Source organism: Microbacterium sp. KSW4-4, assembly GCF_023091185.1.
Lineage (GTDB): Bacteria > Actinomycetota > Actinomycetes > Actinomycetales > Microbacteriaceae > Microbacterium > Microbacterium paraoxydans.
In genome coordinates this window covers 202075-221915 of record NZ_JAHWXJ010000001.1, presented here as the reverse complement: position 1 = coordinate 221915, position 19841 = coordinate 202075, and the positions used below count along the sequence as shown (strand labels likewise).

Below are 19841 nucleotides of genomic sequence, written 5' to 3'. Positions count from 1 at the left end.
GCGGTGGCCGTCATCCTCCCGGATGACGGCCACCGCTCAGCTTCATCCGCCGGGCCGACGACACCGGCACGGCGCACGGCGAGGCTGGGAACATGAACAGTCCCGTGATCGAAGCCCACGCCCTCGTCAAGACCTACGGCGTCACCCACGCCCTCGCCGGTGTCGACCTCGCGGTGCACCGCGGCGAGTCCGTCGCCATCATGGGCGCGTCGGGCTCGGGGAAGACGACGCTCCTGCATGTGCTGGCGGGAATCACCGCACCGGACAGCGGCCGCGTGGTCTTCCAGCCCTCGACGGGCACGGCCATAGACGTGACCGCGCTGGGTGAGGCGGCGCGCTCCCGGCTGCGTCGCGAGCGCTTCGGGTTCGTCTTCCAGCAGGGACTGCTGATCCCCGAGCTGACCGCGGTGGAGAACGTCGCGCTCGCCTCCATGATCAACGGCGTCGCAAAGAAGGACGCGCTCCCCCACGCGGTGTCGTGGCTCGCGGCGCTGGGCCTCGGCGGCATGGAGGAACGGCGCATCGGCGAGCTCTCCGGAGGACAGGCGCAGCGCGTGGCCATCGCGCGCGCCCAGGCGACGGGTGCGGACCTCGTCTTCGCGGACGAGCCGACCGGCGCTCTGGATTCGCACACCTCCGCCGAGGTCATGGACGCGCTCCTGTGGTCCACGACCGGGCAGGGGCGCACCCTCATCGTCGTCACGCACGACGCCGACGTCGCGGCGCGCTGCACGCGCACCGTCGCCGTCCGCGACGGCCGTATCCTCGGCTCGGCGGTGAACGCGTGAACCTCTCCGTTCTCGGCCTGCTCCTGCGTCCCGCTCCCGGACAGCGCAGCGTCCTCGCGCTCCCGATCGTCGCCTTCGCGGTGGTCACGACCCTCGTCCTCACCGTCGTCGGCGGGGCCCAGGCCTTCTGGACCTGGACCGACGACGAGGCTGTCCTCTACCAGGGCCTCGCCGCCATCGCTCTCGTCCTGCTTGTCGTGCCGCTGACCTCGCTCGGCGGCGCCGCCGCCCGGCTCTCGGCACGGCGCCGCGACGAGCGCCTCTCGACTCTTCGTCTGCTCGGCGTGACGCCCGGCGGGGTGACGACGGCAACCGTCGTCGAATCCGTCCTCGTCGCTGCGGCCGGAGCCGTCATCGGCATCGGCGGTCACCTGGCCCTGAGCCCGCTGATCGGTCTCATCCCGTTCCGGGGAGAACCGCTCGGCCTCTCGGCAGTCGTACTCCCCCCGGTGATGATCGCCGCCGTCGTGGCCGGCGTGCTCGTGCTCGCCGCCGGAAGCGCCGTCGTGGGGCTGCGTCGTGTCGTGATCTCGCCGCTCGGCGTCCGCACGCGCACGGCGCCGACGAACGTGCACTGGATCCGCGCCGTCATCGCGGTCACGGGGATCGCCATCGCGTTCGCGCTCATCAAGGTGTTCCCGATGATCGGCGGGGTCGTGGCGACGATCGCGGTACTCGCTGCGATGTTCGCCCTCGCGCTGAGCGTTCTCAATCTGCTCGGCCCGTGGGTGCTGAAGGTCTCGGCGGGGCGCCAGCTCCGGCGGGCGGAGCGTCCCGAGCGGCTGCTCGCCGCACGACTCGTGCTGGATTCCCCGAAGGCGGCCTGGCGTCAGGTCGGCGGCATCGCGATGGCGAGCTTCATGGCCGTCTTCGCGGGCACCGGCGTCGCGCTCCTCGACACGATCGGGGCGAGCGACGATCCGTCCAGCATCGCGCTCGCGGAGGACATCCGGACCGGCCTCATCATCACCCTCATCGGGTCGTTCCTCATGGTGGCTGCCTCCGTCGGCGTGAATCAGGCCTCGGACGTGCTCGACAAGAGCGACCTGCACGAGAGCCTGCATCACCTGGGCATGCCCGTCGAGACCGTGGACCGCGCGCGTCGCCGCGCGATCATGTCGCCGCTGCTGGTCACGGCGGTGGGATCAGCGCTGTGCGCTGCCGTGCTCGTGTTCCCGCTGGTGGGCATCGCGCTGATCGTCGCGCCCCTCTCGCTGATGACGATCGCGACGGTCGTCGCCGTCGGCATCGGCGTCGTGTGGGCGAGCACCTGGGCAACGCGTCCCCTGCTGGATCGCGCTTTCGCCCCGGCGTGAGACGGTGGCGGGCCGGGTGCGTCAGGCCCGCGACGCGCGCCCGGTCACGGTCAGCGCCTCCGCTGGCAGCGCGGGCAGAAGTGCGATGAGCGGTTCATGAACGCGGCTCGGGTGATCGGCGTGCCGCAGCGCGGACAGGGCTTCCCGCCACGACCGTAGGCGTTCAGGGAGTGGGCGAAGTAACCGGCCTGCCCGTTGACGTTGACGTACTGGGCGTCGAAGCTCGTGCCGCCCTCGGCGAGAGCCTTCTGCAGGACCGACCGCACCTCGGCGAGGAGGCGGTTCACGGCCCGGGTCGGCAGAGCATCGGCCGCTGTCTCCGGATGGATGCGGGCCGCCCACAGCGACTCGTCGGCGTAGATGTTGCCGATGCCGCTCACGACAACCTGGTCCAGCAGCACCCGCTTGATCGCGCTGTGCCGCCGGGCGAGAGCGGCCCGGAATACCCGGTCGTCGAAGAACGGGTCGAGCGGGTCGCGTGCGATGTGCGCGACCTGTGTCGGGATGCGGGAGGGGCCGTCGGCGATGAGAGCATCGACGGCGAGGGAGCCGAACGTCCGCTGATCCGCGAACACGATCGCGAGCTCGCCGCGTCGGGGATGCTCGATCCCGAGGCGGACACGCTCGTGGCGCTCGGTCGGCGCGTCCGGCGCGCGGAGCAGCATCTGGCCGCTCATGCCCAGATGCGCGATCAGAGCGGAGTCGCCATCGTCCACGGGGAGCCAGAGGAACTTGCCTCGCCGCGCGGCCGCGGTGAAGCGGCGACCCTCCAAACGCTGGACGAAGTCCCCGGCTCCGGCGATGTGCCGGGTGAGGGCGCGTTCGTCGAAGACGCTGACGCCCGTGATGACCGCGTCCACGGCAGCCGGTGCGAGGCCGGAGCGGACGACCTCGACCTCGGGGAGCTCAGGCACGCTCGCTGAGCGTGCGCCAGGCGCTGAGGGCCGCGGCCATCTCGGCCGTCTTCTTGCTGCTGCCGGCGCCCGTCATGCGCACGTCGCCGACGGCGACGGTCGCTGTGAAGCGCCGGTCGTGGTCGGGACCGCTGGCCTCGACCGAGTACTGCGGAGGCGTGGCTCCGAGACGGGCCGCGAGCTCCTGCAGGCTCGTCTTCGGGTCCATCGCCGCGCCGTACCGCTCGGGGTCGGCGAGTAGCGGCTCGGTCAGCCGCAGGACGAGCGCCGTGGCAGCCTCGGGCCCGGCGGACAGGTAGGTGGCGCCGATGACGGCCTCCATGGTGTCCGCGAGGATCGAGTCCTTGTCTCGACCACCGGTCTGCTCCTCACCGCGTCCGAGCAGCAGGTGGCTGCCGAGATCGATGCCGCGAGCGACCTCCGCCAGCGCGACCGTCGACACGACGCTCGCCCGACGCTTCGCCAGCTCCCCCTCGTCGAGCTCGGGGTGCCGCGTGAACAGCATGACGGTCACGGCCTGACCCAGCACCGAGTCGCCGAGGAATTCGAGACGCTCGTTATGCGGGATGCCGCCGTGCTCGTACGCATACGAGCGGTGGGTGAGGGCCAACTCCAGAAGCTCCGCGTCGATATCGACGCGGAGCTTATCTGGGAGAGGCCTCGTCCCCCCGGGGACCTCCGTCACGGTTCGCGACTCAGACGTCGGCGACCTTGCGGCCCTTGTACTCGAGGAAGAGTTCGGTGCCCTGCGAGTCGGTGACGACCTTCGCCTGGTGCGGACGGCTGTAGACGACCTTGCCGTTCTCGATGGTCTTGACGAGCGCGGGGGCCTCGGCCTTCCACTGCGCACGGCGCGAGCGGGTGTTCGAACGGGAGACCTTGCGCTTCGGGGGGTTACCAGCCATGACTAGCTCTCTTCTTTCTCGGCGGCACCGCGTTCTGCCGTGCCGTCCTGGTCTGTGATCTGCTGGAGCGCGCTCCACCGAGGATCGATGGGAGCGGCCTGCTCCGTTCCGGTGCTCTCGGTCAGCCTCTCGCCTGTGACCGGGTCGAGCCCGAGGCAATCCGGCTGACACACCGGCTGAAAAGGAAGGGCCAAAACGGCCGCATCCCTGACGAGAGTTTCAAGATCCACGTGGTCGTCTTGAACCTCGAAGTCAGTTTCTTCCTCACCAGGATACGCGAAAAGCTCCTGGAACTCGACTTCGACGGGCCGAGCGATGTCGGTGAGGCATCGACCGCACACGCCGACGTACTCGCCCTCCGCCTCTCCGGTGACGAGGATGCCCTCGTGGACGGACTCCAGCCGCACGTCGAGATCGAGTTCCGAGCCCGCCTCGAAGGAGACGATGCCCTCCCCCCACTGCTCCGTCAGGGGCACCGAGAAGGAGTGCTCGCGCATCTCCCCCGGGCGCCGGACGATGTCACGGACGGGGAGGACGAAAGGGCTGTTGAGTCGGGAACGCACCCCGCCATGCTACCCGGGTCACCGGAGAGGAGGGCCGGGAGACCGCCGGGAACGGGAGAGTGATCGCCGATCAGATCCCGCGCGCGCCGGTGTCGAGGAAGGAGGCCACGGCCGGCGGGACGAACGGCGAGACATCGCCTCCGAGACCGGCGACCTGGCGCACCAGCGAGCTGGAGACCATCGCGTGCGCGGGGTCGGGCAACAGGAAGACGGTCTCGATGTCGGCCAGATGACGGTTGACGATCGCCATCGGCGATTCGTATGCCACGTCGACCTGCGAGCGGATGCCCTTCACGAGGACGCCGGCGTTCACGTCGCGCGCATAGTCGACGAGGAGTCCCATGCTCCAGGAGCCGATGACGATGTTGCCGGACATGCCGTCCTCGGCGATCGAACGTTCCAGGAGGGCGAGCCGCTGCGCGATCGGCAGCATCGCCTCCTTGCCCGGGTTGTGCACCACGAGCACATGCAGCTCGTCGTAGAGGGCGGCCGCGCGCCGGATCACGTCGAGGTGACCCAGGGTCGGCGGATCGAAGGAACCCGGGACGACGGCGATCCGGCTGCTCATGGAATCCAGCCTAGGGCACCCGGAACGGCGATCAGTTCTTCGCCAGCGCCGCGCGATCCTCGTCGGTGACGCGCCGTCCGATGGCCTCCCGGAGCCCGGGGTGCGCCGTCAGCTCGGGGTCGGCGGCGAGGATGTCCTCCGCGAGCTCGCGCGCCCGGGTGATGAGAGCGGCATCCTTGACGACGCGCAGCAGCTTGAGGGACGACCGCACCCCGGCCTGTGCCGCGCCGAGCACGTCGCCCTCGCCGCGCAGTTCGAGGTCGACCTCAGCCAGCGCGAACCCGTCGAGGGTGGCGGCGACCGCGTCGACGCGTTCGCGAGCCACCGATCCGGCCTCGGCCTCGGTCACGAGCAGGCACAGCCCCGGGACGCCGCCTCGCCCCACCCGACCGCGGAGCTGGTGCAGCTGGGAGACGCCGAAGCGGTCGGCGTCCAGCACGATCATCGTCGAGGCGTTGGGGACGTCCACGCCCACCTCGATCACGGTCGTCGCGAGGAGGAGGTCGATCTCCCCGCGGGCGAAGGCCTGCATGACGGCGTCCTTCTCCTCCGAGGGCATCTTCCCGTGGAGCACCGCCCGTCGCAGACCGCCGAGGGTCGGATGCGTGGCCAGCGCCTCGTCGAGCTGCACGACACCCCACCGAGGGCCTTTGCCGCCCTCGGGGGCGAGCAGCGCCTGCTCCCCCGCCTCGGCCGTCTTCGCCGCGGTGTCGATGGCCGCGCAGACGGCGAACACCTGCCGGCCCTGCGCGATCTCCTCCGCCGCCCGTTCCCACACCCGGTTAAACCAGCCCGGGTGCTCGGCCAACGGCGCGACGTACGACTCGATGCCGGCACGACCGGCGGGCATCGTGCGGATGACCGAGGTGTCGAGGTCGCCGAAGACCGTCATCGCGACCGTCCGCGGGATCGGGGTCGCGGTGAGGACGAGCGCGTGCGGGCTGGATCCCTTCGCCCGCAGCGCCTCCCGCTGCTCGACCCCGAAACGGTGCTGCTCGTCGACCACGACCAGACCGAGATCGGCGAACGTGGTCTTCTCCCCGAGGAGCGCGTGGGTGCCGACCACGATCAGCGCCTGGCCGGAGGCGACGCGCAGCGCGGCCTTGCGGCGATCGGCCGCCGGCATCTGCCCGGTGAGCAGCGTCGGCATCAGCAGCGGGGCGAGCTGCGGGCCGAGCATCTTCGTGATCGAACGCAGATGCTGCGCCGCGAGGACTTCCGTCGGGGCGATCAGGGCCGCCTGTCCGCCGCTCTCGGCGACCTGCAGCATCGCCCGCAGCGCGACCAGCGTCTTTCCCGAACCGACCTCGCCCTGCACGAGCCGGTTCATCGGCCAGGAGCCGACGAGGTCGTCTGCGATCTGAGCGCCGACCGTCTCCTGATCCGGCGTGAGCGTATAGGGCAGAGCGGCATCGAAGCGCTCCAGCAGCCCGCCGGGTGCCGCCGGCCGCGAGGTGGCGGCCAGGGCGCGAACCGCGTCGCGCTGCTGGAGCAGGGCCGTCTGGAGCGTGAGCGCCTCGTGCATGCGCAGCGTGCGGACGGCGGGATCGATGTCGTTGCGGGAACGCGGGCGGTGGATCGCCTCCAGGGCCTCTCGCGCCGTCAGCAGCTCCTCGCGGGTGCGGATCTCCGGGGTCAGCGGGTCGGGGACCGACGAGAGGTCGTCGAGGACGCGCCCGACGAGGCGGGCGATCTGCCACGTCTGGATCGCGGAGGTGGCCGGATAGATCGGGATCGGGACCGCCGCCCTCGCATCCGCCCGCCGGCGCGCCGCGTCCTCGTCGTCGAACAGCTCGTATTCCGGGTGGGCGAACTGGGTCATCCCGTTGAACTCGCCGACCTTCCCGGAGAAGACCCCGCGGCGCCCGACAGCCAGATCCTTGGAGCGCCACTCCGCCGCGCCGACGTTCTTCGCGAAGAAGGTCAGCGACATGCGACCGACGCCGTCGCCGATGACGACGTCGACCATGGCTCCCGGTCGATTGCGCATCCGGCGGAAGCTCGACGAGAGGACCTCGGCGACGATCGTGACGGTCTCCCCGATCGGGAGGTCGCGGATGGGAGTGAGCTCCCCCGGGTCGGCGTACCGACGCGGGTAGTGCGCGAGCAGGTCGCCGACGGTCTTCATGCCGAAGGCGCGGTCGAGCGTCTTGGCCGACGCCGCACCGAGTGCCTCCTCGAGCGAGGATTCGAGCGTGAGCGACATGCTCCGAGTCTAGGGAACCGCACGGACACGACCGTCCGCGGCCTGTCGTATCGTGAACGGGTGACGAGGATCATCGCCGGAACGGCACGCGGCACCCGGCTCGACGTCCCCGGCGCCGGGACCAGGCCGACGAGCGACCGCGTGCGCGAGTCACTGTTCGGCGCCCTGGAGTCGCTCGACGCGATCGCGGACGCCCGCGTGCTCGACCTCTACGCGGGCTCAGGGGCGCTCGGGCTCGAAGCCCTCAGCCGCGGCGCCCGGAGCGCCGACCTCGTCGAGCGGGGCCGGCAGGCCGCCGCCGTCGTGCGGCGCAACGCCGCGGCCGTCGCGAAGGCTTCCGGCACCGCGACCGCTCGGGTGCAGGAGGCGACGGTCCGGGCGTTCCTCGGCCGAGCGTCCGGGCCCTACGACCTCGTGTTCACGGATCCGCCGTACGACATCGACAATGAGGCGATGGACGGCGACCTCGCCGCCCTCGCTCCGCTGCTCAGCGACGATGCCGTGGTGGTCGTCGAACGCGCCCGGCGTTCGTCCACACCCGACTTCGCCGCGGCCGGACTCCGGGTTTTCCGGGAGAAGACCTACGGCGACACGACCCTCTGGTGGGCGGAGCCCGACCTCGAGGACGCCGCCTCCGCGACCGCTCAACCGGCGACGGAGTCCCAGTCCCGGTAGGGATCCCAGCCGCTGACGTCCACGGGACCGTCGTCGCAGAGCAGGTCCTCCTCGCCGCGCTGACGCACGACGCCGATCGCACGGAAACCCGGCGGCAGCACGCCGTCCGAGAACGTCGCGAGCAGGGCGTGGTCCTCCCCGCCTGCGAGCGCGCGCTGCGGGTTCGCGCCGAGCGCGGCGCCGTCCAGCGCGAGGGTGACGCCCGAGGCCTCGGCGAGGCGACGCGCGTCGAGGGCGAGCCCGTCCGAGACGTCCATCATCGCGGTCGCCCCGGCCGCCGCCGCGACCACGCCGAGACCGATGGGCGGCGACGGCCGCAGCTGCGCGGCGACCGCGGCGCCCTCCCCGGGTGCGAGAGCCGCGGGATCGACCGGGACCGGCGTCTCGCCGTCCCGGAAGCGTCCGAACAGCACGGCCAGCCCGTGTGCGGCGTGACCCAGCTCTCCCGCGACGGCGACGACGTCCCCCGGTCGCGCCCCCGCCCTGGTCACCGGTGGGCGGCCTTCCAGGTCGCCCAGAGCCGTCACAGCGACGGTGAGCACCTCGGACACCGTGAGATCGCCGCCGACCACCGCGCACCCGGGGGCGAGCGCCGCGCAGGCCTCGCGGAAGCCGTCGGCCAGGCGCTCCACGAAGGACAGCCGGAGGTCGCGCGGCACGGCCAGAGCCACGAGCAGCGCGGTCGGGCGTGCGCCCATCGCGGCGATGTCGGCGAGGTTGACCGCCGCCGCCTTCCAGCCGAGGTCGTACCCGCTCGTCCAGGCGAGCCGGAAGTCGGGCCCGTGCACGAGCGTGTCCGTCGTCGCGACGACCGATGCCGAGGGGGCGACGATCACGGCCGCATCGTCGCCGGGACCGAGAAGCGTGTGCGCTCCCGGCGCGGTGCGCTGGAGGATGGCGCGGAGGATGCGACCCTCCGAGAGATCTCCCAGGCGCGGATCGTCGGAGTCGGGTCGGGAGGGCATGTCGTCAAAGGTAGCCTGGATACATGCTTCGTTCCCGCCGCCTCGCTGCCGTCGCGGGGGCGATCGCCCTCGCCGCCGGACTCGCCGGATGCTCCACGACCGTGCACCTCGAGCCGGCGGCCGACGCGAACGACCCGGCCTGCGCGAACGTCTCCGTGCTCCTGCCGAACACCGTCGGGGGGTACGAGCGCGTGTGGACCGACGCGCAGGCGACGGGCGCCTGGGGAGACCCCACGGTCGTCCTGCGCTGCGGCGTGGAGCCGCCCGCCCCGTCCGATCTCGTCTGCACCACCCTCGGCGGCGTCGACTGGCTCGTCCTGGAGCAGGAGGAGGAGCGCCAGCGCCTCGTCACCTACGGTCGGGAACCGGCCATCGAAGTGATCATCCGCCGCGGCGAGCAGGTCGACTTCCAGTCGATCGTCGACAGCCTGTCGTCGAACATCCAGTCCGGGCTCGCCCCGGCGACCGCGCAGTGCACCGACCGGGTGGAGTTCCCCGCGAGCTGAGCACGCGCGGGGAACCACGACGTCAACGGCGCAGACCGGCCTCGACGAGCTCGGTGATGAGGTCGCCGTAGCTCAGTCCCGATGCCACCCAGCACTTCGGGAACATCGAGATGGGCGTGAATCCGGGCATGGTGTTGAGCTCGTTCACGACGAGCTCGCCGGTCGGGGTGAGGAACATGTCCACCCGGGCGAGGCCGCGACCGTCGACCGCCTGGAAGGCCCGGACGCCGGTCTCCTGAACGGCGGCCACCTCCGCGTCGGTCAGCTCCGCCGGGCACACCACATCGACGCCGTCGCCGCCGAGGTACTTCCCCTCGAAGTCGTAGAAGCCGCGATCGGTCAGCACGATCTCGCCGGGGAGCGAGGCGCGGACGCCCTCGGCCGTCTCGAGGACGGCGACCTCGATCTCCCGGCCGGTGACACCGGCCTCGATGAGCACCTTGTCGTCCTCGGCGAACGCGATCGCGAGGGCGGCGTCGAGTTCCTGCGGCGCCGACACCTTCGAGACCCCGACGCTCGACCCGGCGCGGGCGGGCTTGACGAAGACGGGCAGGCCGAGGTCGGCGGCACGTGCGCGGAGGGCATCGGGATCGGCGTCCCACTCCCGACGGCGCACGGTCACACCCGGCGCCACCGCGATCCCGGCGGCCTGCAGGGCGATCTTCATGAAGTGCTTGTCCATGCACAGCGCCGAGTCGAGCACGCCGCCCCCGGCGTAGGGGACCTCGAGCGTGTCGAAGTAGCCCTGGATCGTGCCGTCCTCGCCGTGCGGTCCGTGCAGGATCGGCAGCACGACGTCGATCTCGCCGAGTCCCTCGGTCTCACCGCCCGGATGCACGACCCGCAGGGTGCGGTCACCTCCGGGTTCCGGCCAGAGCACCCGGGTGCCGTTGTCGACGACCTCCGGGAGATGCGCGGCGTCGAGCGGGAACTTCGCCGGGTCGTCGTCCTCGAGGACGAAGGCCCCCTCGCGGGTGATCCCCACCGGGATCACGGCATACCGCTCACGATCGATCGCGCCCAGCACTCCCCCCGCCGTTGCGGAACTGATCGAATGCTCGCTGGAGCGCCCTCCGAAGAGCACCACCACCGTCTGCTTGTCCATGGTTGGTCCTCTCCCCCTGCGGGGTGTCGTCGTCCGTCGTGAGATGCGGGGCGATGTCCCGGGGATCCATCTTGCCGTCGAGCACCATCTTCACCTGCTCGACGATCGGCATGTGCACATCGGCTTCGCGGGCGAGCTGCAGCACCGGCGCGACCGAGGCGAGCCCCTCGGCTGTCTGCTGCATCTGCTTCACGACGTCCTGGAAGCTGTAGCCCTGCCCGAGCAGCCGCCCGGCGGTGTTGTTGCGGCTCAGCGGCGACTGGCAGGTCGCGATGAGGTCGCCGAGACCGGCCAGCCCCTGCAGGGTCTCCGGCTGGGCGCCGTTCGCGACCGCGAAGTCGGTCATCTCGACGAGGCCGCGGGTGATGATCGACGCCTTGGTGTTCTCGCCGTAGCCGACGCCGTCGACGATGCCGATGGCGACGGCGATGAGGTTCTTGAGCACTCCGCCGAACTCCGTGCCGATGACGTCCGTGTTCACGAACGTCCGGAAGTAGGAGTTGCGCGCGGCCCGAGCCACGACGTCCGCGGTCTCCTGGCTGCGCGACGAGATCACGGCCGCGGTCGGCTGCTCCCGCGCGATCTCCAGGGCGAGATTCGGTCCGGAGGCCACGGCGATCCGGTCGGGGTCGCACTGCAGCTCCTGCTGGATGACTTGGCTCATGCGCAGACCGGTGCCCCGCTCGACGCCCTTCATGAGGCTGACGATCTTGGCGTCGCCCGAGGCGATCAGCGGGCGCAGTGCCTTGAGGTTCTCCCGCAGCGACTGGCTCGGCACGGACAGGTACACCTGGTCGACGCCGTCGAGCGCGGTCGCCAGCTCGTGCGTGGCCGCCATCGTGCGGGGCAGGTTGATGCCCGGCAGGTAACGCGAGTTGCGCTTCGCCTCGTCGATCTCATGCGCGAGCTCGGCCCGACGCGCCCACATCGTCACGTGGGCGCCGCCGTCGGCGAGGATCTTGCCGAACGTGGTGCCCCAGCTGCCGGCGCCGATCACGGCGACGCGGGGTCCGGCCGGCACGGTTCTCTTAGGGGTCAAGGCGTCCGGTCTCCTTCTGTCCGTGGCTCGCCGGGTTCCAGCGCTCCGCGGGGGCCTTCTCGCCGCGCACCTGCTCCAGCAGCGCGGTGATCGCGTTCATGAGTCGGTCGGTGGCCTCCGTCAGCGCCGCCGGCTCACCCGCGCGGCCGCGGAGATCGGAGACGTCGACGGGGTCGCCGACGATGACGGTGACGGGCTTCCGGAGCGGCCAGAGGCTGAGCCCCTTCTGGTAGCGCCCCATGATCGCCTGGGTCCCCCACTGAGCCATCGGGATCAGCGGGATGCCGTCGGCGAGGGCGAGCCGCACCGCCCCCGACTTGCCGCGCATCGGCCACATGTCGGGGTCACGGGTGAGCGTGCCCTCCGGGTACACGATCACGCCGCGGCCGTGCTCCACGAGAGCTGCCGACTGGGCCATCGTCTGCTTCGCGGACGACGCCGACGAGGTGCGCGCGACCGGGATCATCCCCGTCTTGCGCAGGAACCACCCGAGCACCGGCACGCGGAAGAGGCTCTCCTTGGCCATGAACCGCGGAGCGCGCCCGATCCGCCAGACCGCCAAGGCGACGATCAGCGGGTCGAACTCCGAGTAGTGGTTCGGGGCCAGGACGAACGCGCCCTCTCGCGGGAGCTTCTCCGCACCGATGATGCGGACCTTCGCGATCAGCGACACCAGCGGGACGACGATCGCCGCGAGCGGCCAGAACACGCTCGGCCGCGTCTTCTCCGGAGACCGGGAAGCCATGGGGCTCACCGGAGGACGTCGAAGTCGGCGCCGAGCGCGTCGAGCTTGGCGAGGAACTTCTCGTATCCGCGGCTCAGGATGTCGACGCCCGACACCTTCGACTCGCCCGTGGCCGTCAGGGCCGCGATCACATGGCTGTAGCCGCCGCGCAGGTCGGGCACCACGATGTCGGCGCCGTGCAGAGGGGTGGGACCGGTGATGACGGCTGCCTGCTCCAGATCACGACGCGGCACGCGCCGGGGCCCGTCCTGCAGACCGCGCGGGTGCACGACGATGTCGGCGCCCATCTTGACCAGCGCCTCGGTGAAGCCCATCCGGTTCTCGTACACGGTCTCGTGCACGACCGAGCGGCCGTGCGCCTGGGTGAGCGCGACGACGAGCGGCTGCTGCCAGTCGGTCATGAAGCCCGGGTGCACGTCTGTCTCGATCACGACCGGCTTGATGTCGCCGTCGCGACGGAAGAGGATGCCGTCCTCCTGGATGTCGAACCAGCCGCCCGCCTTGCGGAAGACGTTGAGGAAGGTGAGCATCTCCTGCTGCTTGGCACCGCCGACGAAGATCTCGCCGTCCGTGGCCAGAGCGGCCGACGCCCACGAGGCCGCCTCGTTGCGGTCGAAGATCGACCGGTGGTCGTAACCGCGGAGCTTCTCGACGCCCTCGATGAGGATGACGCGGTTCGGCTCGTAGGAGATGATCGCGCCCATCTTCTGCAGGACGGCGATCAGGTCCATGATCTCCGGCTCGATCGCCGCGTTGCGGAGTTCGGTGATGCCCTCGGCGCGCACCGCGGTGAGGAGCACCTGCTCCGTGGCGCCGACGCTCGGGTAGGGCAGGTGGATGTTCGCGCCGTGCAGGCGGGTCCCTCCCGTCGAGAGGCGGATGCCGCTGGGCAGCTTCTCGACGATCGCGCCGAACTTGCGGAGAGCGTCCAGGTGGAAGTCGATCGGACGGTCGCCGATGCGGCAGCCGCCGAGGTCGGGGATGAACGCCTGACCCAGGCGGTGCAGCAGCGGGCCGCAGAACAGGATCGGGATCCGCGAGGCGCCCGCGTGGGCGTCGATCTCCTCGAAATGGGCCGACTCGACGTCGCTGGGGTCGAACACCAGCGAGCCGGGCTCGTCTCCCTCCGACACCCGGACGCCGTGCACCTCGAGCAGCGAGCGCACCACGGCGACGTCGCTGATGGCCGGCACGTCGCGCAGGACGCTCGTGGTCTCCCCGAGCAGGGACGCGACCATCGCCTTGGTGGCGAGGTTCTTCGCGCCCTTCACGTCGACGCGTCCGCGCAGCGGACGACCTCCACGGATGGCGAGGACGTCTCCGGTCAGCGCGGGGACGTCGTCGGAGAGAGCGTCGCGCACGGGTGTCGTCATTCGGGGCCTCACTTCGTTCATCGGGGGCGGGGTTACCCCTGGCTCCCCCGCCCCCTCCGTCTCACTGGACGGGGAGGGTCCGCGGCCGCCACGACTCGCGACGGGCCTCGAACTGCGCGATCTTGTCTTCGTTGCGCAGCGTGAGCCCGATGTCATCGAGCCCTTCGAGGAGCCGCCATCTAGTGTAATCGTCGATCCCGATGTCGGCCTGGAAGCCGGCCTCCGCGCCCCCGGTGGGGTCGCCGATGGCGGCGGTGCGCGCCTCGAGGTCGACCGTCATCCGCGCGCCGGGAACAGCGTCCATGAAGGCCCAGAACCGCTCCAGGTCCGCTTCGGAGATGGTCGCCGCGAGGAGCCCCTGCTTGCCCGCGTTCCCGCGGAAGATGTCGGCGAACCGGGGGCTCAGCACGACCTTGAAGCCGAAGTCGCGAAGGGCCCAGACCGCGTGCTCACGGCTGGAGCCGGTGCCGAAATCAGGCCCGGCGACGAGCACGGACGCCCCCTGGTACGGCGCCTGGTTGAGCACGAAGGCAGGGTCCTGCCGCCAGCCGTGGAACAGCGCGTCCTCGAAGCCGGTCTTGGTGACGCGCTTGAGGAACACCGCGGGGATGATCTGGTCGGTGTCGACGTTCGACCGCTTCAGCGGCGCGGCGATGCCCGTGTGGGTGGTGAACTTCTCCATGATCAGGCCTCCAGATCGCTCGGGCTGGACAGGGTGCCGCGGATGGCGGTCGCCGCCGCGACGAGCGGCGACACGAGGTGCGTACGGCCGCCCTTGCCCTGGCGCCCTTCGAAGTTGCGGTTCGAGGTGGAGGCGCAGCGCTCCCCCGGGGCGAGCTGATCGGGATTCATGCCCAGACACATCGAGCACCCTGCGAAGCGCCACTCCGCCCCGAAGTCCTTGATGACCTGATCCAGGCCCTCGGCCTCGGCCTCCAGTCGCACGCGGGCGGAGCCGGGGACGACCATCACCCGGACGCCGTCGGCCTTCTTCTTGCCCTGGATGATGGAGGCGAAGGCCCGGAGGTCCTCGATGCGGCTGTTCGTGCACGAGCCCATGAACACCGCGTCGACCGGCACTTCCTTGAGCGGCGTGCCTGGCGTCAGGTCCATGTACTCCAGCGCACGCTCGGCAGCGGCCCGCTCGTTCGGGTCGGCGATCTCCGCCGGGTTCGGCACCGTGGCGGAGAGCGAGCTGCCCTGGCCGGGGTTCGTCCCCCAGGTCACGAACGGCTCCAGCTCGTCGGCGTCGATGAAGACCTCGGCGTCGAACGTGGCGCCCTCGTCGGTCGGCAGCGTGCGCCAGTAGGCGACGGCGTCGTCCCAGTCCTGACCCTTCGGCGCGTGCGGACGGCCCTCGAGGTAGGCGAACGTCGTCTCGTCCGGAGCCACCATGCCGGCGCGCGCACCTGCCTCGATGGACATGTTGCAGATCGTCATGCGGCCCTCCATGGAGAGCGCGCGGATCGCGCTGCCGCGGTACTCGAGCACATAGCCCTGACCGCCGCCGGTGCCGATCTTGGCGATCACGGCGAGGATGATGTCCTTCGCGGTGACGCCGGGGCGCAGCGTGCCCTCGACGTTGATGGCCATCGTCTTGAACGGCTTCAACGGCAGGGTCTGGGTCGCCATGACATGCTCGACCTCGCTGGTCCCGATGCCGAACGCCATCGCGCCGAATGCGCCGTGCGTGGATGTGTGCGAGTCGCCGCAGACCACGGTGATGCCGGGCATGGTCAGGCCGAGCTGCGGGCCGACGACGTGGACGATCCCCTGCTCCGCGTCCCCCAGCGAGTGCAGACGCACGCCGAACTCGGCGGCGTTGCGGCGCAGCGTCTCGATCTGCGTCCGGCTGGTCAGATCGGCGATGGGCTTGTCGATCTCCCACGTCGGCGTGTTGTGATCCTCCGTGGCGATGGTCAGGTCGAGCCGGCGGAGCGGGCGCCCCTCGCTGCGGAGGCCGTCGAAGGCCTGCGGGCTGGTGACCTCGTGCACGAGGTGCAGGTCGATGTAGATGAGGTCGGGCTGGCCGTCCTCACCCTTGACGACGAGGTGGTCGTCCCAGACCTTCTCGGCGAGCGTCCTGGGGCGTGCGGAATCCGCACCGGCGGTGGTGGTCATGGCGTGTCTCCTGTGGATGGCGGTTCGGCCCACGATGGACTCCGCGACGAGGAGGGGCTCAGATCGAGGTCTCGCCGCGGCCGCTAAGAAGGAGCACGGTCCGCATGACGTCAGGTTACCACCGCTCGGACACGCCGAGACACGCCGTGACACTCTGTTGCTCACCCGATCGACCGAGAGGCCCCGCATGACCGTCGAGACCGCCCGCTTCGCCACCCGCGCCGTCCACGCCGCGAGAGGCCGAGCCGCTGCCGCCTCCCGTGTGACGCCGATCTACCTGACGGCGGGCTTCGAGTTCGACGACTTCGATCACGCCGCCGACCACTTCGGCACGGGCACCGGATTCGGATACACCCGCACCGGCAACCCCACGGTGCACGCGGTGGAGCGACAGGTCGCGAGTCTGGAGTCCGGTGCCGACGCCGTGCTCGTGGCCAGCGGACAGGCTGCAGTGACCACTGCTCTGCTCTCGGTCGTGGGGGCGGGCGACCACATCGTCTCCTCGACCCACATCTACGAGGGCACCCGCGGGCTGTTCCTGGACAACCTCGCCCGCCTCGGCGTCGAGACGACGTTCGTGGACGACATCGCGGACCCGGATGCCTGGCGGGAGGCCGTACGCCCGACGACGAGGGCGCTGTTCGCGGAGTCGCTCGCCAACGCCCGCAACGACGTGCTCGACGTGGCGGCGGTGAGCGCCGTGGCCGACGAGATCGCCGTCCCCCTGATCGTCGACAACACCCTGGCCACGCCCGCCCTCCTCCGACCGCTGGAGCACGGCGCGGCCATCGTCGTGCACTCCGCGTCGAAGTTCCTCGCTGGCCAGGGCGCGGTGCTCGGCGGCGTGGTGATCGACGACGGCCGGTTCGATGCGGAGCGCGCCGGGCACAACGCCCCGCACCTCGTGCTGCCGGGGCGGGGCGGCGTACCCAGCGTCTTCGCCCGGCACGGCGGCCGCGCCCGCATCGGGTACGCCAGGGAGTCGGTGGCCCCGCGATTCGGCGCGTCCCCCTCGCCCCTCAACGCGTTCCTCATCGGCCAGGGCACCGAGACGCTCGGCCTGCGTGTGGAGCGCCAGTCGCAGAACGCCCTCGCCGTCGCACGCTGGCTCGCCGCGCACGACGCCGTGGAGAGCGTGGACTACGTCGGCCTGCCCTCGCATCCTCATCACGAGACTGCGCTGCGCTACCTCGACGGCGGATTCGGCTCCATCTTCACCTTCACGCTGCGCGGCGGTCTCCCCGCGGCCCGTCGCTTCGTGGAGGAGGTGTCCGTCTTCACCCACATGACGCACATCGGCGACGTGCGGTCGCTCGTGCTGCACCCCGGCACGACCAGCCACGCGCAGCGCACCGAGGAGGAGCGCCGGGTCCTCGGCGTCGGCCCCGGCACGCTGCGGCTGTCGATCGGCATCGAGGATGTCGACGACCTGATCGGCGACCTCGCGCGGGTGCTCGAGAGCGTCAGGGAGACGGTGGCATGAGCCGCCTGCAGCACTTCGGGTGGTTCCTCGCCCGGGGCTTCGGTCCCCAGGGCTGGGGATATCCGTCCCTGGACTGGGACTACGACTGGACGCGGCCGGAGGTCTACCAGGAGGCCGCCCGCACCCTGGAGCAGGCCGGTTTCGACCTCGTGATCATCGAGGACAGTCCCTCGCTCGGCTCGGCGGACACGATCGACCTGCGCGTGCGTCATGCGTTCGGCGGCCCGAAGCACGACCCCCTGCTGCTCGCACCGTACCTCTTCCAGGCGACCCGTCATCTCGGCGTGGTGCCCACCGTGAACCCCGCGGCCTCGCTGCCCTACACCTCGGCCCGTCAGTTCGCGACCCTGCAGCACCTGAGCGGGCACCGGCTCGGCCTCAACGTGGTCACCGACACCGGCAGCGCCCGGCACTTCTCGGCGGCCCCGCAACTCGGCCACGACGAGGCGTACGACCGTGCCGAGGAATGGCTCGCGGGCATCCGCGCGCTCTGGCGGAGCTGGGACGACGGCGCGCTGGTCGCCGATCCCGTCTCCGGCGTCTACGCGGACGGCACGCGCATGCGTCCGGTGCAGCACCGCGGCGCCCACTACGACTTCGACGGCCCTCTCAACGCCCTGCCCTTCACGGACGGCGAGCCGGCCATCGTCTCCCCCGGCGGCTCCGGGCGCGGCCTGGCGTTCGCGGGGGCGAACTCCGACGTCCAGCTGGCGCTCGCTCCCCTGCACGAGACGGCGGTGCGGGAGTATCGGCAGCGGGTGCACGACGCGGCTCTCGCCCGCGGGCGCCGGGCCGAGGACGTCAAGATCCTCTTCGCGATCCAGCCCGTGATCACGGCGTCCGCCGAGGAGGCCGACCGGATCGTGGCCGCCTCCGCCCACCCGGACGACGCCGCGCTCGCGCAGATCGCCCGCAAGCAGTCGAGCGACCTGGAGACCGACCTCACGGCCCTCGATCTGGACCGCCCTCTCGACCCCTCGATCTTCGGAGCTCACGTCTCCCGTGGGAGCATCCAGCGGCTGATCGGGGATCGTGGGGAGGATGCACCGCTCCGCGCACACCTGACCGCGCTGGCCAGGACCGGGCGCCTTCGTGATCGCAGCGGCTTCGTGGGCACCGCGGAGGAATTCGCCGATCTCGTCGAGGAGCTCGGCGAGTGGGGCAACGACGGCGTGCTCCTCTGGGGCGACTTCCATCCCGTGACGCTGCACCGGACCCTCGACGAGCTGGTGCCGATCCTCCGCCGCCGCGGGCTCCTCCGCCGCGAGTACGCGGACGGCGGCCTGCAGGCCAACCTGCAGGCGTTCTGACCCGCGCCCCGCCGGATCAGTCCCGGATCGCAGCCGTGCGCTTCTCGGCGCGCTTCTCCCGGGACGAGGCGATCAGGCTCGCGATCGTCGCCACCGTCATCGAGACGAGGATCACGGCGAGCGACACCATGTTGTCGATGTCCGGCACCCATTCCACGTGCTCGCCGCCGTTGATGAACGGGAGCTCGTTGACGTGCAGCGCATGCAGGATCAGCTTGATGCCGATGAACCCGAGGATCACGGCGATGCCGTAGTGCAGGTAGCGGAGGCGGTCCAGGAGGTCGCCGAGGAGGAAGTAGAGCTGGCGCAGCCCCATGAGCGCGAAGATGTTGGCGGCGAAGACGAGGAAGCCGTTGGTCGTGATCTCGAAGATCGCCGGGATCGAGTCGATCGCGAAGATGAGGTCGGTGACGCCGATCGTGATGAACACGATGATCATCGGCGTCCACATCCGCTTCCCGTCGACGGTCGTGCGGATCTTCGAGCCGTCGTAGGTCTCGCTGATGTCGATCCGACGGCGGAGCAGCCGGACGATGAAGTTCTCGCGCTTGACGTCGTCCTCGTGCTCGCCTTCCGGCATCGCCTGCCGGATGGCGGTGTAGACGAGGAAGGCGCCGAACAGGTAGAAGATCGGCGAGAAGTTCTCGATGATCGTCACGCCGACGAGGATGAACAGTCCGCGCAGGATCAGCGCGATGATGATCCCGACCATGAGCACCTGCTGCTGCAGACGTCGCGGCACCGCGAACTGCGCCATGATCAGCACGAAGACGAACAGGTTGTCGACGGAGAGGCTGTACTCCAGCGCCCACCCGGTGATGAAGTCCCCGGCGTTCTGCCATCCGCCCACGTTCCCCAGCAGCACCGCGAAGAGCAGCGCGAGACCCACGTAGAACACGACCCACAGCGTCGACTCCTTGGTGGAGGGGATGTGCGGGCGCAGCCGGATGAGGAGCAGGTCGGCGATCAGGATGATCGTGAGGACGACCATCGACGTGATCTCGAACCAGACGGGGATGTCCACGGGCGCTGTGCACCTTTCGCGAGGGGTCGGGAATGAGTCGAAAGTCTCTCCCCCGCAGATGTGCGGCGCGCGCCCGGAGCAGCGATGTCGGTGCTCGTGATGACGTTACGCGCGGATTCGGGATACTCCCTCTCGCCCGGGCCATGCTACCCGAGGTGGAGGTCGCCGGGACGAGGAAGTCGACACACGATGCGCATCCGGATCCGTGCTGAGACGATGGGACATCCGCCGACAC

General features: G+C 70.6%; 20 protein-coding genes. 6 read left to right on the top strand and 14 right to left on the bottom strand.

What is annotated here, in order from left to right:
* The first annotated feature begins 92 nt into the window (after positions 1 to 92).
* Together KZC57_RS01090 and KZC57_RS01085 are read left to right on the top strand one after the other, a co-directional pair.
* Complete coding sequence (locus tag KZC57_RS01090; protein WP_247640865.1) at positions 93 to 788, top strand: ABC transporter ATP-binding protein; 696 nt, start codon at positions 93 to 95, stop codon at positions 786 to 788.
* Positions 785 to 2104 carry an FtsX-like permease family protein gene (locus KZC57_RS01085; RefSeq protein WP_105949760.1) on the top strand — a complete coding sequence of 440 codons (1320 nt, stop codon included), beginning with the start codon at positions 785 to 787 and terminating at the stop codon, positions 2102 to 2104. The genes KZC57_RS01090 and KZC57_RS01085 overlap by 4 nt, the downstream gene beginning before the upstream one ends.
* Before the next feature lie 50 nt (positions 2105 to 2154).
* Here KZC57_RS01085 and mutM read toward each other — a convergent pair whose 3' ends face one another.
* From mutM to KZC57_RS01055, 6 genes are all read right to left on the bottom strand, one after another.
* Positions 2155 to 3018, bottom strand: coding sequence for a bifunctional DNA-formamidopyrimidine glycosylase/DNA-(apurinic or apyrimidinic site) lyase (gene mutM / locus KZC57_RS01080; protein ID WP_247640864.1), 864 nt, complete (start codon positions 3016 to 3018; stop codon positions 2155 to 2157).
* Complete coding sequence (rnc, locus tag KZC57_RS01075; RefSeq protein WP_060923098.1) at positions 3011 to 3703, bottom strand: ribonuclease III; 693 nt, start codon at positions 3701 to 3703, stop codon at positions 3011 to 3013. Before rnc ends, mutM begins: the two co-directional genes overlap by 8 nt.
* 10 nt (positions 3704 to 3713) lie before the next feature.
* The gene (gene rpmF / locus KZC57_RS01070; protein ID WP_013586329.1) at positions 3714 to 3923 is read right to left on the bottom strand and encodes a 50S ribosomal protein L32; all 210 of its coding nucleotides are present in this window, start codon (positions 3921 to 3923) and stop codon (positions 3714 to 3716) included.
* 2 nt (positions 3924 to 3925) lie between these two features.
* Positions 3926 to 4420 carry a DUF177 domain-containing protein gene (locus KZC57_RS01065; RefSeq protein WP_025103319.1) on the bottom strand — a complete coding sequence of 165 codons (495 nt, stop codon included), beginning with the start codon at positions 4418 to 4420 and terminating at the stop codon, positions 3926 to 3928.
* 136 nt (positions 4421 to 4556) lie between these two features.
* Positions 4557 to 5054, bottom strand: a complete 498-nt coding sequence (gene coaD / locus KZC57_RS01060; RefSeq protein ID WP_060923097.1) for a pantetheine-phosphate adenylyltransferase — start codon at positions 5052 to 5054, stop codon at positions 4557 to 4559.
* Positions 5055 to 5085: 31 nt separating this feature from the next.
* The gene (locus KZC57_RS01055) at positions 5086 to 7260 is read right to left on the bottom strand and encodes an ATP-dependent DNA helicase RecG (RefSeq protein WP_060923096.1); all 2175 of its coding nucleotides are present in this window, start codon (positions 7258 to 7260) and stop codon (positions 5086 to 5088) included.
* 60 nt (positions 7261 to 7320) lie between these two features.
* On the opposite strand from KZC57_RS01055, the gene rsmD reads away from it, so the two are divergent.
* Positions 7321 to 7935, top strand: coding sequence for a 16S rRNA (guanine(966)-N(2))-methyltransferase RsmD (rsmD, locus tag KZC57_RS01050; protein WP_105949758.1), 615 nt, complete (start codon positions 7321 to 7323; stop codon positions 7933 to 7935).
* Here the strand turns inward: rsmD and thiL are convergent.
* On the bottom strand, positions 7905 to 8900 hold the full coding sequence (gene thiL, locus KZC57_RS01045) for a thiamine-phosphate kinase (protein WP_247640863.1): 996 nt from the start codon (positions 8898 to 8900) through the stop codon (positions 7905 to 7907). The genes rsmD and thiL overlap by 31 nt on opposite strands.
* Positions 8901 to 8923: 23 nt before the next feature.
* Between thiL and KZC57_RS01040 the strand changes: the two genes are divergently transcribed.
* Entirely contained in the window at positions 8924 to 9406 is a 483-nt protein-coding gene (locus tag KZC57_RS01040; RefSeq protein WP_105949756.1) for a DUF3515 family protein, read from the top strand.
* 22 nt (positions 9407 to 9428) lie between these two features.
* Here the strand turns inward: KZC57_RS01040 and KZC57_RS01035 are convergent, their stop codons facing one another.
* The 6 genes from KZC57_RS01035 to leuC all read right to left on the bottom strand — a co-directional run bounded on the left by KZC57_RS01035 (position 9429) and on the right by leuC (position 15789).
* A complete protein-coding gene (locus KZC57_RS01035; protein WP_247640862.1) occupies positions 9429 to 10511 on the bottom strand; it encodes a D-alanine--D-alanine ligase family protein in 1083 nt (360 codons plus the stop codon).
* Positions 10411 to 11532, bottom strand: coding sequence for an NAD(P)H-dependent glycerol-3-phosphate dehydrogenase (locus KZC57_RS01030; protein ID WP_247640861.1), 1122 nt, complete (start codon positions 11530 to 11532; stop codon positions 10411 to 10413). Before KZC57_RS01030 ends, KZC57_RS01035 begins: the two co-directional genes overlap by 101 nt.
* Before the next feature lie 7 nt (positions 11533 to 11539).
* Positions 11540 to 12295 (bottom strand): 1-acyl-sn-glycerol-3-phosphate acyltransferase, encoded by a 756-nt coding sequence (locus KZC57_RS01025; protein WP_247640860.1) that lies wholly within the window; start codon positions 12293 to 12295, stop codon positions 11540 to 11542.
* A gap of 5 nt (positions 12296 to 12300) precedes the next feature.
* Complete coding sequence (gene murA, locus KZC57_RS01020; RefSeq protein WP_060922898.1) at positions 12301 to 13668, bottom strand: UDP-N-acetylglucosamine 1-carboxyvinyltransferase; 1368 nt, start codon at positions 13666 to 13668, stop codon at positions 12301 to 12303.
* Positions 13669 to 13729: 61 nt separating this feature from the next.
* A complete protein-coding gene (gene leuD / locus KZC57_RS01015) occupies positions 13730 to 14350 on the bottom strand; it encodes a 3-isopropylmalate dehydratase small subunit (protein WP_060922897.1) in 621 nt (206 codons plus the stop codon).
* Positions 14351 to 14352: 2 nt separating this feature from the next.
* On the bottom strand, positions 14353 to 15789 hold the full coding sequence (leuC, locus tag KZC57_RS01010) for a 3-isopropylmalate dehydratase large subunit (RefSeq protein ID WP_144881027.1): 1437 nt from the start codon (positions 15787 to 15789) through the stop codon (positions 14353 to 14355).
* A gap of 187 nt (positions 15790 to 15976) precedes the next feature.
* Between leuC and KZC57_RS01005 the strand changes: the two genes are divergently transcribed.
* The gene (locus KZC57_RS01005; RefSeq protein WP_247640859.1) at positions 15977 to 17272 is read left to right on the top strand and encodes an O-acetylhomoserine aminocarboxypropyltransferase/cysteine synthase family protein; all 1296 of its coding nucleotides are present in this window, start codon (positions 15977 to 15979) and stop codon (positions 17270 to 17272) included.
* Positions 17269 to 18582 (top strand): LLM class flavin-dependent oxidoreductase, encoded by a 1314-nt coding sequence (locus KZC57_RS01000; RefSeq protein ID WP_247640858.1) that lies wholly within the window; start codon positions 17269 to 17271, stop codon positions 18580 to 18582. The genes KZC57_RS01005 and KZC57_RS01000 overlap by 4 nt, the downstream gene beginning before the upstream one ends.
* A 16-nt stretch (positions 18583 to 18598) precedes the next feature.
* Here the strand turns inward: KZC57_RS01000 and KZC57_RS00995 are convergent, their stop codons facing one another.
* Entirely contained in the window at positions 18599 to 19606 is a 1008-nt protein-coding gene (locus KZC57_RS00995; RefSeq protein ID WP_105949750.1) for a TerC/Alx family metal homeostasis membrane protein, read from the bottom strand.
* Positions 19607 to 19841 lie beyond the last annotated feature (235 nt).

What these genes read in the sequence shown, in the direction of transcription:
- KZC57_RS01090 (WP_247640865.1), top strand. Translation starts at nt 93, where the DNA reads ATGAACAGTCCCGTGATCGAAGCCCACGCCCTCGTCAAGACCTACGGC.
- rpmF (WP_013586329.1), bottom strand. Translation starts at nt 3,923, where the DNA reads ATGGCTGGTAACCCCCCGAAGCGCAAGGTCTCCCGTTCGAACACCCGC.
- KZC57_RS01065 (WP_025103319.1), bottom strand. Translation starts at nt 4,420, where the DNA reads ATGCGCGAGCACTCCTTCTCGGTGCCCCTGACGGAGCAGTGGGGGGAG.
- coaD (WP_060923097.1), bottom strand. Translation starts at nt 5,054, where the DNA reads ATGAGCAGCCGGATCGCCGTCGTCCCGGGTTCCTTCGATCCGCCGACC.
- KZC57_RS01055 (WP_060923096.1), bottom strand. Translation starts at nt 7,260, where the DNA reads ATGTCGCTCACGCTCGAATCCTCGCTCGAGGAGGCACTCGGTGCGGCG.
- thiL (WP_247640863.1), bottom strand. Translation starts at nt 8,900, where the DNA reads ATGCCCTCCCGACCCGACTCCGACGATCCGCGCCTGGGAGATCTCTCG.
- KZC57_RS01040 (WP_105949756.1), top strand. Translation starts at nt 8,924, where the DNA reads ATGCTTCGTTCCCGCCGCCTCGCTGCCGTCGCGGGGGCGATCGCCCTC.
- KZC57_RS01035 (WP_247640862.1), bottom strand. Translation starts at nt 10,511, where the DNA reads ATGGACAAGCAGACGGTGGTGGTGCTCTTCGGAGGGCGCTCCAGCGAG.
- KZC57_RS01025 (WP_247640860.1), bottom strand. Translation starts at nt 12,295, where the DNA reads ATGGCTTCCCGGTCTCCGGAGAAGACGCGGCCGAGCGTGTTCTGGCCG.
- murA (WP_060922898.1), bottom strand. Translation starts at nt 13,668, where the DNA reads ATGACGACACCCGTGCGCGACGCTCTCTCCGACGACGTCCCCGCGCTG.
- leuD (WP_060922897.1), bottom strand. Translation starts at nt 14,350, where the DNA reads ATGGAGAAGTTCACCACCCACACGGGCATCGCCGCGCCGCTGAAGCGG.
- leuC (WP_144881027.1), bottom strand. Translation starts at nt 15,789, where the DNA reads ATGACCACCACCGCCGGTGCGGATTCCGCACGCCCCAGGACGCTCGCC.
- KZC57_RS01005 (WP_247640859.1), top strand. Translation starts at nt 15,977, where the DNA reads ATGACCGTCGAGACCGCCCGCTTCGCCACCCGCGCCGTCCACGCCGCG.
- KZC57_RS01000 (WP_247640858.1), top strand. Translation starts at nt 17,269, where the DNA reads ATGAGCCGCCTGCAGCACTTCGGGTGGTTCCTCGCCCGGGGCTTCGGT.